Consider the following 12,747-nt stretch of genomic DNA (forward strand, 5'->3'; position numbering starts at 1 on the left):
CCTGCGGAAGGGGCCTGCGCGGGGCGGCCCGGGGACGGTCGATTATGCCCTATGCCTGCGCCCGCGCGATTTCCAGCAGGTGGCGTTCGGCCGCGAGTCCGGGAACCTGCAGCGGATGGATGGCCGCCACCTGCCAGCCGGGCGGCAGCGCGGCGATCTCGTCCGCCGGGACCACGCCCTTCATCGCCAGCAGGCGGCCGGCAGGCGCCAGCAGGTGGCCGCCCAGCGCCAGGATCTGCGGCAGCGTGGCCAGCGCGCGCGCGGTGATGGCCGCGAACGGCGCGGCCGGGCGGAACGCCTCGATCCGCGATTCGGCCACCTGCACGTTGCCCAGCTTCAGCTGGCGTACCGCCTCGCGCAGGAAGCGCGCCTTCTTGCCGTTGCTTTCCACCAGCGCCACCCGCAGCCCGGGCGTGGCGATCGCCAGCGGGATGCCGGGCAGCCCCGGCCCGGTGCCGAGATCGGCCAGGGTGGGAAGGTCGCGCACGAATGGCTGCATCGCCAGCGAATCCAGCAGGTGCTTGGCCAGCATCTCGCGTACGTCGCGGATCGCGGTGAGGTTGTAGGTGGCATTCCAGCGCGCCAGCAGCGCGAGGTAGTCGAGCAGCGGCGCGGCCAGGGCGGGGTCCTGCGAAAGCTGCGCCAGCCCGGCTTCGAGCTCGGGGCGCAGGGCGGCGATGTCCAGGGTCATGCGCACAGTATGCCGCGCGCCGACCCGTCTTCAGGAAGGGCTGAACAACGCCATCCAGGCGTTGTCAGCCCACGCCGGGCCCGGTACAGGCCCGGACTGGCTCAAACGAATCAATCACTTGCATGATTGATTCGTGGTCAGCCCTCCATGGCCGGCGGGAACCTCTGAGTTGATCAGAGGTTCTTTCACGCCGCGCCGGCATTGCTGAATGCCCGGTCAGCGGTGCGAAGGCGGTCATCACGCACCTGCAGGCATGCTGCGACCCGCCGGGCGGGGGTATGGTTCCGGTAGTCACGGGTTCGGCGTGCGTCGGGTCCGGTCACCATCCACATCATTCCAGGAGTGCACAGTCCATGAGCCTTATCGTCATGTTGATCGTCGGCGGCATCGCCGGCTGGCTGGCCAGCATCGTCATGCGCACCGACGCCCAGCAGGGGATCATCCTCAACATCGTGGTCGGCATCATCGGCGGCGTGATCGGCGGCTACGTGCTGCCGATGGTCGGCCTGAGCTTCGCTGGCTGGGTGGGCTACCTGATCACCGCCCTGATCGGCGCGATCATCCTGCTGGCGATCGTCAACCTGTTCCGCCGCGGCAGCGTGCGCTGACGCCGCTGCCGGCGCCGGCCTCCCCACGGCGCGGCGCGACAGGGAGGTCCTGTGAAGGCCCGCTTCGCCGGGCCTTCACCGTTGCGGGCATGTCGATTGGCGCGGCGCGCTCAGCGCGCCAGGGTGACGAATGCCGGCGCGTGGTCGCTGGGGCGCTCCCAGGTGCGCGGGGTGCGGTCGATCCCGGCCTCGACGGTGGCGCCGCGCAGCGCCTCCGAGACCAGGGTCAGGTCGATGCGCAGGCCCAGGTTGCGGCGGAACGCGGCCTGCCGGTAATCCCACCAGCTGAACACGCCGCCTTCCTCGCAGTGCAGCCGGAACCCATCGTGCAGGCCCAGCGCCAGCAGCCGGCGCAGCGCGTCGCGCTCGGCGGTGGAGGTGAGGATGTGGCCGTCGTTCCAGGTGGCCGGGTCGTGCACGTCGCGATCATCCGGGGCGATGTTGAAATCGCCCAGCACCACCAGCGTCGGATGCCGCTGCAGTTCGTCTGCGATCCAGCCCCGTGCCGCCTCCAGCCAGCGCAGTTTGTAGGCGTATTTCTCGGTGCCCACGTCCTGGCCGTTGACCACGTACAGGTTGACGATGCGCACGCCGCCCACCGTCGCCGCGATCGCGCGCGCCTGCGCGTCGGCAAATCCGGGGATGCCGGTCTGCACGTCCTCGATGGCGCGCTCGCGCGCCAGGATCGCCACCCCGTTGTAGGTCTTCTGGCCGTGGAACACGCTGCGGTAGCCGGCCTCCAGCAGCGCCGTGTCCGGGAAGCGGTGGTCCTCCAGCTTGGTCTCCTGCAGGCCCACCACGTCCGGCGCGGCCTCCTGCAGCCACTGTTGCAGCTGCGGCAGGCGCACGTTGAGCGAATTGACGTTCCAGCTGGCGATCTTCATCCGTGGAGTCCCGGCGCGCGGCGATGGTCAGCGGATGATACGGTCCAGCAGCCAGCGCACCTTCGCGTACGGCGGCTTGAGCAGGTCGGCGGCGGTCCAGCGGGCCTGCCGGAACACCGGCAGCGACTTGCTCATGGCGTCGAAGCCGGCGCGCGCGTGGTAGGCACCCATGCCGCTGGGGCCGATGCCGCCGAACGGCAGGTTGCCGATCGCGAAGTGGAACAGGGTGTCGTTGATGCTCACCCCGCCGGCCAGGGTGGCGTCGAGGATGCGGCGCACCGTGGCGCGGTCTTCGCTGAAGGGATACAGCGCCAGCGGGCGGTCGTGCGCGTTGACGTAGGCGATCGCCTCCTCCAGCGTGCGGTAGCCCTTCACCGGCAGGATCGGGCCGAAGATTTCCTCCTGCATCACCCGCGCATCGTCGTCCGGGTCCAGCAGCACGGTGGGCGGCAGCAGGCGCTGCGCCGGGTCGGCGTTGCCGGCCAGGGTGACGGCCTCGATGCCACGCGTGCACGCATCGTCGAGGTAGCCCTGCAGGCGCGCGTACTGGCCAGCATTGACGATCCGGGTGTAGTCGTCGCGGTTGTCGAGGTTGGCGCCGTAGCGCGCCTGCACCTCGCGCCGCAGCGCGCCCACCAAGGCGTCGCGGCGGTCGGCCGGCACCAGCACGTAGTCGGGCGCGATGCAGGTCTGGCCGCCGTTGAACCACTTGCCGGTGGCGATCCGCGCGGCGGCCTTCTGCAGCGGGAAGTCGGGGCACACGATCGCCGGCGACTTGCCGCCCAGCTCCAGGGTCAGCGGCGTCAGGTTGGGCGCGGCGGCGGCCATCACCTTGCGCCCGACTGCGGTGGAGCCGGTGAACACCAGATGATCGAACGGCAGCGCCGCGAACGCGGCGCCCACCTCGGCGCCGCCGGTGGCCACCGCCACCCGCTCCGGCGGGAACACCTCCGCCAGCAGCGCGCGCAGGAACGCGCTGGTGCGCGGGGTGTGCTCGGAGGGCTTGAGATACACGTGGTTGCCGGCGGCGATGGCCGTGGCCAGCGGGATCAGCGCGAGGTTGACCGGGTAGTTCCACGGTGCGATCACCCCGACCACGCCGACCGGATGCGGCTCGATCCAGGCCCGCCCCGGCCAGAACCGCCAGTCCACGGCCACCCGCCGCGGGCGCATCCAGCCGCGCAGGTGCGCCAGCAGGTGGTCGATGTCGTTGAGCACGGTCATGCCGTCGGCGATCCGGCTTTCATCCAGCGCGCGGTGGCCGAAGTCGGCGGCGATGGTGCGCGCCATTTCGTCCAGCCGCGGCTTGAGCGCCGCGCGCAGCCGGCGCAGGTCGTCGCGGCGCTGGGCGTAGTCCGGCTTGCGCTGCTGCCAGGCGGCGCGCAGGCGGTCGAGGGTGGGGCGCAGGTCGGCGGTCGGGGTATCGGCGGCGGTGTCCATACGGGCCAGTGTAGTGCGGATGGCGCGCGAATCCAGCGATAATCCGGGCATGCCTGCAGACATCGACATCCGTCCCTACCGCGGCATTTCCCCCTCCCTCGGCGCGCGCGTCTACGTCGATCCCCGCGCCAGCGTGATCGGCGACGTGGTGCTGGGCGACGACGTCTCGGTGTGGCCGTACACGGTGATCCGCGGCGATGTCAATTTCATCCGCATCGGCGACCGCACCAACATTCAGGACGGCAGCGTCATCCACGTCAGCCACGACGGCCCGCACGCGAAACTGGGCGGCTTTGCCACCCGCATCGGCAGCGACGTCACCATCGGCCACAAGGCGATCGTCCACGCCTGCACGATCGAGGACGCGGTGCTGATCGGCATGGGCGCGATCGTGCTGGACGGCGCGGTGGTGAAGACGCACGCCTTCGTCGGCGCCGGCGCGCTGGTGCCGCCGGGCAAGGTGGTGGGCGAAGGCGAGCTGTGGCTGGGCAACCCGGCGCGCAAGGCGCGGCTGCTGAGCGATGCCGAGATCGAGGGCGCTGTACTACAGCGCCGCGCACTATGTGCGGCTGAAGGACGCGTACCTGGGCTGATCAGTCCGCGCTGACCAGCGCGTCGGCCTGCGCGCGCAGCTGTGCATAGACCGGGTCGGTGTCCGGGCGCACGCCGTGCCAGAGCAGGAAGCTTTCCGCGGCCTGCTCCACCAGCATGCCCAGCCCATCCAGCGCCCGCACGCAGCCGGCGGCGCGCGCCCAGGCCAGGAACGGCACCGCGGCCTCGCCATAGCCCAGGTCCACCGCCACGCTGCGCGGGCCGGCCAGCGCCATCGGCAGCGCCGGCAGCGTGCCGCCGCGGGTGGCGGAGGTGGCGTTCACCAGCAGGTCGAATTCGCCCAGCGCGGGCAGATCGTCCCAGCCGCGCGGATGCACCCGCGCCGGCTCGCCCAGCGCATCCGCCAGCGCGTCGGCGCGGGCCGCGGTGCGGTTGGCGATGTAGAGCGCGCGGATGCCGGCGTCCAGCAGCGCGGGGGCGACCCCGCGCGCGGCCCCGCCGGCGCCCAGCAGCAGCACGCGGCGATCGCGCAGGTCGAGGCCGTGGCGCTCGGTCAGGTCGCGTACCAGGCCGAGGCCGTCGGTGTTGTCGCCGCGCCAGCCGTCGCCTCCCGCCTCCGCGGGGCGGGCTCGCGGATGAGCGTGTTCACCGCGCCGGCGCGCCGGGCGCGCGTGCTGACCGAGCGGCACAGCGCGAAGGCGTCCTCCTTCAATGGCAGGGTGACGTTGGCTCCGTCCACGCCGCTGGCGGCGAGACGGGAGGCGAAATCGGCATGGCCGGCCTCGATCGCCACGTACTCGAGTGCGATCCCGGTCTGCCGCGCGAACGTGGCGTGGATGCGCGGCGACTGCGAATGCGCGACGGGCGAGCCGAACACGGCATAGCGGTGCATGGGGCTCTCCTTGCGGGATCGTTCGAGGCTCATTCGCGCAGCCAGCGCGCGGCATCCAGTGCGAAGTAGGTGAGGATGCCGTCGGCGCCCGCCCGCTTGAACGCCAGCAGCGCTTCCAGCGCGACCTTCCTGCCCTCGATCCAGCCATTGGCGGCGGCGGCCTGGATCATCGCGTACTCGCCGCTGACCTGGTAGGCGAAGGTGGGGCGCTTGAAGTGCCGCTTCACCCGGTACAGCACGTCGAGATAGGGCAGGCCCGGCTTGACCATCACCATGTCGGCGCCTTCGGCGAGGTCGAGGCCGACTTCGTGCAGCGCCTCGTCGGAATTGGCCGGGTCCATCTGGTAGGTGAACTTGTCGGCCTTGCCGAGGTTGCCGGCGCTGCCTACCGCGTCCCGGAACGGGCCGTAGAAGGCGCTGGCGTATTTGGCGCTGTAGGCCATGATGCGGGTGTGGATGAAGCCGCCCGCTTCCAGCGCGGCGCGGATCGCACCGATGCGGCCGTCCATCATGTCGCTGGGCGAGAGGATGTCGGCGCCGGCGGCGGCGTGCACCAGCGACTGCTTCACCAGCGCCTCGATGGTCTCGTCGTTGAGGATGTAGCCGCTCTCGTCGATCAGCCCGTCCTGGCCGTGGGTGGTGTACGGGTCCAGCGCCTGGTCGGTCATGACCCCGAGTTCGGGGAAGCGCGATTTCAGCGCGCGGATGGCGCGCGGGACGATGCCGTTCTCGTCCCAGGCGATACGGCCGTCGGCGGTCTTGCTGGCCGGGTCTGGAACGCCGAACAGGTCGATCACGGGTATGCCGAGTTCCAGCGCCTGCTCGCCCACCCGCAGCAGCTCGTCGATCGACAGCCGCTCCACGCCCGGCATCGAGGACACCGGCACGCGGCCGTGGCCTTCGTGCACGAATACCGGGTAGATCAGGTCGTTGCAGGTGAGCACGGTCTCGCGCATCAGCCGGCGCGAGAACTCATCGCGGCGCATGCGCCGCGGGCGGACGGGGAGGTGGCGGGCGGTGGTTTCCATGCTGCCAGTGTACGCCCGCGTTCACCGTGGCCGCAGCGCTGGCGGGCGCTCAGCGCAGGATGCCGTCGAGTTCCACCCGCAGCTCGCGCCGGCAGACGTGGCCGTGCAGCACGATCCGCGGCACCTCCGGCAGCTGCGCCTGCAGCCAGGCGTCCACCGCCGGCAGCGCGGCGGCATCGCGCACGTAGGCCTTCAGCCGCGCCTGCGCACCCGGATGCGCAGGCAGCGCCGGGCGCAGCGCGCGCGCGGTGGCGATCAGGCTGCGCAGGTTGGTGAGGATTTCCTGCAGCTGCCCGCGCAGCGAATCGTCGTGCTGCGAGGCGTGCCCGACCACCGCGGCGGTGCCGGACAGCAGCAGCGGCATCGCCTCGGACGCCGGCAGCAGCGCGCGCGCGAAGCCGGGCGGCTGTGGGCCGTACTGGCGCGGGTAGCGCCAGGCCTGCAGCTGGCGCGGGTTCTCCAGCGGCGTGCCGGCCTCGCGCGCCGCCAGCCAGTACAGCTGGAAGCGGCCGGTGCGCTGCGGATGCCCGATCGCGGTGGCCGCGGGCAGTTCGCCGGGCGCCAGTTCGCGCCCGATGCCGCGCGCGCGGCCCACGCAGAAGCGGCGGTAGCGCTCGTCATCGCCTTCGCCTGCGGTGATCGCGTCCATGTAGTTCCAGATCCGCAGCGGATGTGGGAAATCCCCTTGCGCCAGCCAGCGGCGCAGGCGGGCATAGGCTTCCGCCGCCGCCGCCTCGCCGTCGCCGTCGTCCGGGATCTCCAACGCCCCGAACTGCAGCCCGCCGCCGGCGCTCCAGGCGATGCCGTCGTCGCGCCCGTGGGCGACCTCGGCGTCGACCCTCCAGCATTCCAGCGGGGCCTGGCCGAACGCGGGCAGGGCCACGTGCAGATAGCGCGGATCGGCCTGCCCGGTCGGCGCCGCCGCGCCGAAGCCGAACACCGCCAGCGTGCGCGGGTCGGCCAGCAGCGCCGCCGCCGGTGCGGTCACGTGGTCGATCCGCAGCGCGGCGGGCGGGGAGGCGGTGGAGGGCAGCGACATCAGGCCGTGCATGATAGCGCGCGCCCCGGTCGGCCCCGACGCCGCGCTTCCGGCCTCCCCCACCATCGGCACGGGTCGCCGCGGCGGCGACGCGCTAGGATCGCGGGCGTTGCGCCTGGGCGCGAGGATCGGATGAGGATGCGATGGGACGAATCGACATGGCGGCCTGCCTGCTGGCAGGGGGACTGCTGATGGCGGGTGGCGCCGCCGCGCAGGCGGTGACCGCGGCCGACTATGCGCGCGCGGCCAGCATGCTGGGCGACCGCACCGCGCCGCTGGTGGACCACCTGGTCAGCGGCGGCCAGTGGCTGGACGATGGCACCCTGGTGTACCGCGAGCAGACCGACGGCAAGACCCGCGTGCTGCGGTTCGATCCCGCCACCGGCACGTCCGCGCCCGCGTTCGATCCGCAGGCCCTGGCCGATGCCATCAATCGGCCGCCGGCGGCAAGGGCCGGCCGGTGACCGCGGAGCGGCTGCCGCCGCTGGAGATCAACGCGCGCCGCCGCCGGCGCGCTGCTGCTGACCAGCACGTTCGGTATCGGCACGTTCCGTTGCGATGCCGCCGGCTGCAAGGCGGTGGCGCGCGCCGCGTCCGGCAGCGAGCCGGGCGCGCCGTCGCCGGACGGCACCCGCGAGGCCTTCGTGCGCGACTGGAACCTGTGGCTGCGCGACGTCGCCACTGGCAAGGAGACCCAGCTCACCTTCGACGGTGCGCCCGACTACGGCTACGCCACCGACAACGCCGGCTGGAAGCACACCGACAACGCGATCGTGGTGTGGTCGCCGGACGGCAGGAAGATCGCCACCTTCCGCCAGGACCAGCGCAAGACCAGCACCATGACCCTGGTCGCCACCAACGTCGGTGCGCCCAGGGTCGAGCAGTGGAAATACCCGTTCGCCGGCGACAAGGACGTGACCCTGATCGAGCGCGTGATCATCGATCTTTCCGGTGACGCGCCGCGTTTGGTGCGTTTGCAGATGCCGCCCGACCAGCACCGCTCCACCTGCGCCGACGACATCGTCTGCGGCAATGGCTGGGAGGACGTGCAGTGGGCGCGCGACGGCAAGACCCTGGCCTTCGTCAGCACCGACCGCGGGCACAAATCCGCGACCCTGCGCGTGGCCGACGCCGCCAACGGCAAGGTGCGCGACGTGTACACCGAGACCGTGGCCACCCAGTACCAGAGCGCGCCGGCGCTGGATGCGGTGAACTGGCGCTACCTGCCGGAGAGCAACGAGTTCCTGTGGTTCAGCCCAGAAGTCCAACTGGGGCCATCTGTACCTGCATGACCTCACCACTGGCAAGGAGAAGCGCCAGCTCACCCGCGGCGAGTGGAACGTCACCCGCATCCTGCACCTGATCCGGCCACGCGCACCCTGCTGGTCACCGGCGTCGGCCGCGAGGCCGGGCGCGATCCGTACTACGTGCACGTGTACGCGGTCGGCATGGACGACGGCAGCGTGCGCCTGCTGACCCCGGAGAACGCCAACCACACCGCGACCGTCTCGGCCGACGGCAAGTACTTCCTCGACCTGCATTCCACCATCGACAGCGCGCCGGTGGCGGTGGTGCGCGATGCCGCCGGCAAGCAGGTGGCTGAGCTCGCGCGCGCCGGCCTCGCCCGCCTGAAGGCCGCCGGCTGGGCCGCCACAGGCGTTCACGGTGAAGGCGCGCGACGGCAAGACCGATCTCTACGGCCAGCTGTTCAGGCCGTCGCACTTCGACCCGAACAAGAAGTACCCGATCATCACCTACATCTACCCGGGCCCGCAGGTCGGCTCGGTGCGCAGCCGCAGCTTCCAGCCCGCGCATGGTGACCATCAGGCGCTGGCCGAGCTGGGCTTCGTGGTGATCGCGCTGGACGGCATGTGCAACGCCGCTGCGCAGCAAGGCGTTCCAGGACAGCTGCTACGGCAACATGGCCGACAACACCCTGCCCGACCAGGTGGCGGCGCTGCAGCAGCTGGGTGCGCGCTATCCGTGGATCGACACCGCGCGCGCCGGCATCTGGGGCCATTCCGGCGGCGGAAACGCCACCGCGGCGGCGATGTTCCGCTACCCGGACGTGTACAAGGTAGGCATCGCCGAATCCGGCAACCACGACAACCTGAGCTACGAAGACGACTGGGGCGAGCGCTACCAGGGCCTGCTGGAAAAGAAACCGGACGGCACCACCAACTACACTGGCCAGGACAACGCCTCGCTGGCGAAGAACCTCAAAGGCAAGCTGTTCCTGCTGCACGGCATGATGGACGACAACGTGCCGCCGCAGTCCACCCTGCTGGTGGTGGACGCGCTGATCAAGGCCAACAAGGACTTCGACCTGCTGCTGCTGCCGCATGCGCGCCACGGCTACGGCGCTGACAGCCACTACGTGATGCGCCGGCGCTGGGACTACTTCGTCAGGAACCTGCTGGGCGCCGAGCCACCGAAGGAGTTCGAGCTGAAGCCGCAGTCCTGACTACGGCATCGCCAGCGTCCTGCACGCCGGCGCCCGCGGGCGCCGGTATCGCTCCGGGCTCAGCGCGCGCCCTGCCCGAACAGCACCTGCTTTTCCTCGTCCGACAGCGGCTGGCCCGCGTTCGGGTTCACCTGCCTGGCCAGCGCGTAGGCGCGCGCGGTGGCCGGGCGCGCCGCGATCGCCGCCTGCCAGCGGCGCAGGTGCGGGAACGGGGAAAGATCCAGCGGCGCCCGGTCATACGCGTTGATCCACGGGTAGGCGGCCATGTCGGCGATGCTGTAGCCGGCGCCGGCGATCCACTCGCGCCCGGCCAGGCGCGTCTCCAGCACGCCCAGCAGGCGCAGCGCCTCATTGCGGTAGCGCGCCTTCGCATAGGGCACGTCCTCCGGCGCGTACACGTGGAAGTGGCCGTACTGTCCGGTCATCGGGCCCAACCCGGCCACCTGCCAGCACACTTCATTCGTCCACCTCGATCCGCTGCCGGCGCGCGCGGGCGGCATCGGCGCCCGCGGCCACGCCGTCGAAGCGGCCGGTCTTCTCCGCCAGATAGCGCAGGATCGCGCCGGATTCGAACATGGAAATGGGCGCGCCGCCGTCGCCCGGCGCGTGGTCGATGATCGCCGGCATCTTGTTGTTGGGCGAAATGGCGAGGAACTCCGGCGCGAACTGCGCGCCCTTGCCGATGTCCACCGGCACGATCCGGTAGTCGAGGCCGGCTTCCTCCAGGAACAGGGTGATCTTGTGGCCGTTCGGGGTGGGCCAGTAATACAGGTCGATCATGGCGGGCGCTCCGTGGGCGGATGCGCCACTCTATCGCCACCGCCGTTGCGCGGGCGGCAACGCGGCGTTGCGCGGCGCGCCGTCAGTGCCCGCGCTGCGCGGCCAGGAGGTCGAGGTCGATGCCCTGCGCGCGCAGCGCGCGCGGCGCGCAGCGCGTAGAACGCAAGGTACGCGAAGCAGGCCACCCCGACCCAGAAGCTGGCGTGCACCCCGACCGCATCCGCCAGTGCGCCCTGCGCCCAGCTCACCAGCCCGCCGCCCATGATCATCATGATCAGCAGGCTGCTGCCCTGGTTGGTGTGGCGGCCCAGGCCGGTGATCGCCAGCGCGAAGATGCACGGCCACATCGTGCTGCAGAACAGGCCCACGCTGATGAAGGCGAAGATGCTGGTCTTGCCGGTGGTGGCCATGCCGAGCAGCAGCGCCGCGATCCCGCACAGCGCGAAGTACAGCAGCATCCGCGCCGGGTTGCCGCGGCTGAGCAGGGCGGCGGCGATCATCACCACGATCACCCCGGCATAGCCGAAGAACGGCGACACGTCGTGGCGGGCGATCGCATTCACCGCCAGGTACACGCCGAATGCGAGATACGGCAGCACCCAGGTCAGCACCCGGCGCGCGCCCGCGCCGAGCTCGAACGCGCCGGCCGCGCCGGTCCAGCGGCCGATCATCAGGCTGGCCCAGTACAGCGAGACATACGGCGCCAGGCGGTGGGTCTGGATGCCCAGTCCCTCGTGCAGGTAGGCCGGCAGGTTGCTGATGGTGGAGACCTCCACGCCGACGTACACGAAGATCGCCAGCATCCCCAGCGCCAGCTGCGGATACGCGAAGGCGGAGCCGCGGTCGGCCAGCTTCGCGGCATCCGCGGCCTCGTCGCGCGCCACCGCGTCCAGGTCGATGCGGTCGGGCAGCGCCGACAGCCACAGCAGCAGCGCCACCAGCACGAACGCCGCGCCCAGCACCAGGTACGGGATCTTGACGCTCTCGATGCTGGCCACGTCGTTGTTCGCGGCCACGCTGCCGAAGATCGCCAGGCTCACCAGCAGCGGCCCCACCGTGGTGCCGAGGTTGTTGATGCCGCCGGCCAGGGTCAGCCGCTGCGCGCCGGTGGCCGGGTTGCCCATCACGATCGCCAGCGGGTTGGCGGCGATCTGCTGCAGCGCGAAGCCCAGCCCGACGATGAACAGCCCCGACAGCATCAGCGCGAACGAGCCGCTGTTGGCGGCCGGATAGAACAGCAGGGTGCCCAGCGCCGACAGCAGCAGCCCGAGGACGATGCCGCGGCGGTAGCCGATACGCTGCAGCAGGTCGCCTCCGCGCATGCGCGAGATCCCGAAATACCCCAGCGCGCCCACCGTGTACGCCGCGTAGAACGCGACCGACACCAGCTGGCTCTGCGCCTGGCTGAGCGCAAAGGCCTTCTTGAAGACCGGGATCAGGATGTCGTTGCTGGCGGCGACGAAGCCCCAGAAAAGAACACGGTGATGAGGACGCCGAACTGCGCCCATCGGGTTTGCTGGTGTGCCATCTCGCCCCGCCGGTTGCTGGTGGTTGCCACGAAGGGCACCGTCCGCGGCGCCATTCCCCGCATGCAGTACAGCAGCCATGCGCCCGGCTTGTACAGGGCCCGTGCGCCATTGCAAACGATTTCCGTAGCGGTTGACGCCGGCGGCGCCAGCCGCTGCAATGCCGCATCCCCTACCGACCGCCCCAGCTCAATGCACCGCGATCCCCGCGCCCGCCTGTCGCCCCTGCCCGCCCTGATCTTTTCCTCGCGCTGGCTGCAGTTGCCGCTGTACCTGGGCCTGATCGTCGCCCAGGGCGTGTACGTGGTGCTGTTCCTGAAGGAGCTGTGGCACCTGATCCACGGTGCGGTGAGCCTGAGCGAGCAGGACATCATGCTGCTGGTGCTGGGCCTGATCGACGTGGTGATGATCTCCAACCTGCTGATGATGGTGATCGTCGGCGGCTACGAGACCTTCGTCTCGCGCATGCAGCTGGAGCACCACCCCGACCAGCCGGAGTGGCTGAGCCACGTCAACGCCAGCGTGCTCAAGGTGAAGCTGGCGATGGCGATCATCGGCATCTCCTCGATCCACCTGCTCAAGACCTTCATCGAGGCCGGCACCCTCGGCGGGCTGCCGCTGTGTGGCAGCGGCGAGGTCGCCGGGCTGGCCGACGCCATGGCCGCCGCGGCCACCATCGGCAAGACCTGCACCAAGGTCACCGCCACCGGGGTGATGTGGCAGACCATCATCCACTGCGTGTTCATCCTGTCGGCCATCGGCATCGCCTGGACCGACCGCCTGATGGCGCACGGCGCGGGCAAGCGCGAGCACGCCGGCCGCTGAGGCGGCGGGCATGCCGGT

The 12,747-nt window shown here is 70.9% G+C and carries 11 protein-coding genes and 4 pseudogenes; 7 read left to right on the top strand and 8 right to left on the bottom strand.

All coding sequences use genetic code 11. The features are described from left to right. Nucleotides 1-49: 49 nt before the first annotated feature. The gene (gene rsmG, locus LJB71_RS02520) at nucleotides 50-685 is read right to left on the bottom strand and encodes a 16S rRNA (guanine(527)-N(7))-methyltransferase RsmG (RefSeq protein ID WP_259304714.1); all 636 of its coding nucleotides are present in this window, start codon (nucleotides 683-685) and stop codon (nucleotides 50-52) included. A gap of 359 nt (nucleotides 686-1,044) precedes the next feature. Between rsmG and LJB71_RS02525 the strand changes: the two genes are divergently transcribed. Next, a complete protein-coding gene (locus LJB71_RS02525; protein WP_259302973.1) occupies nucleotides 1,045-1,299 on the top strand; it encodes a GlsB/YeaQ/YmgE family stress response membrane protein in 255 nt (84 codons plus the stop codon). A 110-nt stretch (nucleotides 1,300-1,409) separates the two neighbouring features. On the opposite strand, the gene xth is transcribed toward LJB71_RS02525, so the two are convergent. Both xth and LJB71_RS02535 read right to left on the bottom strand, forming a co-directional pair. Next, nucleotides 1,410-2,183, bottom strand: a complete 774-nt coding sequence (gene xth, locus LJB71_RS02530; RefSeq protein ID WP_259302974.1) for an exodeoxyribonuclease III — start codon at nucleotides 2,181-2,183, stop codon at nucleotides 1,410-1,412. A 27-nt stretch (nucleotides 2,184-2,210) separates the two neighbouring features. After that, complete coding sequence (locus LJB71_RS02535; protein ID WP_259302975.1) at nucleotides 2,211-3,623, bottom strand: coniferyl aldehyde dehydrogenase; 1,413 nt, start codon at nucleotides 3,621-3,623, stop codon at nucleotides 2,211-2,213. Nucleotides 3,624-3,672: 49 nt separating this feature from the next. Here LJB71_RS02535 and LJB71_RS02540 point away from each other — a divergent pair. Continuing rightward, nucleotides 3,673-4,216 (top strand): annotated as a pseudogene (locus tag LJB71_RS02540) (gamma carbonic anhydrase family protein). Here the strand turns inward: LJB71_RS02540 and aroE are convergent. The 3 genes and pseudogenes from aroE to LJB71_RS02555 all read right to left on the bottom strand — a co-directional run bounded on the left by aroE (nucleotide 4,217) and on the right by LJB71_RS02555 (nucleotide 7,134). Then, nucleotides 4,217-5,100 (bottom strand): annotated as a pseudogene (gene aroE / locus LJB71_RS02545) (shikimate dehydrogenase). Further along, nucleotides 5,097-6,095: a porphobilinogen synthase gene (gene hemB, locus LJB71_RS02550; protein ID WP_259302976.1), complete on the bottom strand. Its 999-nt coding sequence runs from the start codon at nucleotides 6,093-6,095 to the stop codon at nucleotides 5,097-5,099. Before hemB ends, aroE begins: the two are co-directional and overlap by 4 nt. A 49-nt stretch (nucleotides 6,096-6,144) precedes the next feature. Continuing rightward, nucleotides 6,145-7,134 carry a pteridine-dependent deoxygenase gene (locus tag LJB71_RS02555; RefSeq protein ID WP_259302977.1) on the bottom strand — a complete coding sequence of 330 codons (990 nt, stop codon included), beginning with the start codon at nucleotides 7,132-7,134 and terminating at the stop codon, nucleotides 6,145-6,147. A 143-nt stretch (nucleotides 7,135-7,277) separates the two neighbouring features. On the opposite strand from LJB71_RS02555, the gene LJB71_RS02560 reads away from it, so the two are divergent. From LJB71_RS02560 to LJB71_RS02575, 4 genes and pseudogenes are all read left to right on the top strand, one after another. Next, nucleotides 7,278-7,598: a hypothetical protein gene (locus LJB71_RS02560; protein WP_259302978.1), complete on the top strand. Its 321-nt coding sequence runs from the start codon at nucleotides 7,278-7,280 to the stop codon at nucleotides 7,596-7,598. A 180-nt stretch (nucleotides 7,599-7,778) separates the two neighbouring features. Continuing rightward, nucleotides 7,779-8,436 (top strand): annotated as a pseudogene (locus tag LJB71_RS02565) (DPP IV N-terminal domain-containing protein); the annotation flags it as partial. Between the two features lie 32 nt (nucleotides 8,437-8,468). Then, nucleotides 8,469-8,954, top strand: coding sequence for a DPP IV N-terminal domain-containing protein (locus LJB71_RS02570; RefSeq protein ID WP_259304835.1), 486 nt, complete (start codon nucleotides 8,469-8,471; stop codon nucleotides 8,952-8,954). A 101-nt stretch (nucleotides 8,955-9,055) separates the two neighbouring features. Next, the gene (locus tag LJB71_RS02575) at nucleotides 9,056-9,598 is read left to right on the top strand and encodes a S9 family peptidase (RefSeq protein WP_259302979.1); all 543 of its coding nucleotides are present in this window, start codon (nucleotides 9,056-9,058) and stop codon (nucleotides 9,596-9,598) included. Nucleotides 9,599-9,657: 59 nt separating this feature from the next. Here LJB71_RS02575 and LJB71_RS02580 read toward each other — a convergent pair. Both LJB71_RS02580 and LJB71_RS02585 read right to left on the bottom strand, forming a co-directional pair. Beyond that, nucleotides 9,658-10,378: pseudogene (locus LJB71_RS02580) on the bottom strand (glutathione binding-like protein). Further along, on the bottom strand, nucleotides 10,375-11,886 hold the full coding sequence (locus LJB71_RS02585) for an MFS transporter (RefSeq protein ID WP_259302980.1): 1,512 nt from the start codon (nucleotides 11,884-11,886) through the stop codon (nucleotides 10,375-10,377). Before LJB71_RS02585 ends, LJB71_RS02580 begins: the two are co-directional and overlap by 4 nt. A gap of 210 nt (nucleotides 11,887-12,096) precedes the next feature. Here LJB71_RS02585 and LJB71_RS02590 point away from each other — a divergent pair, with 210 nt between their 5' ends. Beyond that, nucleotides 12,097-12,729, top strand: coding sequence for a TIGR00645 family protein (locus LJB71_RS02590; protein ID WP_259302981.1), 633 nt, complete (start codon nucleotides 12,097-12,099; stop codon nucleotides 12,727-12,729). The last annotated feature ends 18 nt before the right edge of the window (nucleotides 12,730-12,747 follow it).

Origin of the sequence: Thermomonas sp. S9, assembly GCF_024704365.1 — a bacterium.
Classification (GTDB): domain Bacteria; phylum Pseudomonadota; class Gammaproteobacteria; order Xanthomonadales; family Xanthomonadaceae; genus Thermomonas.

Coding starts and splice junctions, on each gene's coding strand:
- LJB71_RS02590 (WP_259302981.1), top strand. CDS start 12,097: ATGCACCGCGATCCCCGCGCCCGCCTGTCGCCCCTGCCCGCCCTGATC.
- LJB71_RS02525 (WP_259302973.1), top strand. CDS start 1,045: ATGAGCCTTATCGTCATGTTGATCGTCGGCGGCATCGCCGGCTGGCTG.
- LJB71_RS02560 (WP_259302978.1), top strand. CDS start 7,278: ATGGGACGAATCGACATGGCGGCCTGCCTGCTGGCAGGGGGACTGCTG.
- LJB71_RS02585 (WP_259302980.1), bottom strand. CDS start 11,886: ATGGGCGCAGTTCGGCGTCCTCATCACCGTGTTCTTTTCTGGGGCTTC.
- xth (WP_259302974.1), bottom strand. CDS start 2,183: ATGAAGATCGCCAGCTGGAACGTCAATTCGCTCAACGTGCGCCTGCCG.
- LJB71_RS02535 (WP_259302975.1), bottom strand. CDS start 3,623: ATGGACACCGCCGCCGATACCCCGACCGCCGACCTGCGCCCCACCCTC.
- hemB (WP_259302976.1), bottom strand. CDS start 6,095: ATGGAAACCACCGCCCGCCACCTCCCCGTCCGCCCGCGGCGCATGCGC.
- LJB71_RS02555 (WP_259302977.1), bottom strand. CDS start 7,134: ATGTCGCTGCCCTCCACCGCCTCCCCGCCCGCCGCGCTGCGGATCGAC.
- LJB71_RS02575 (WP_259302979.1), top strand. CDS start 9,056: ATGGCCGACAACACCCTGCCCGACCAGGTGGCGGCGCTGCAGCAGCTG.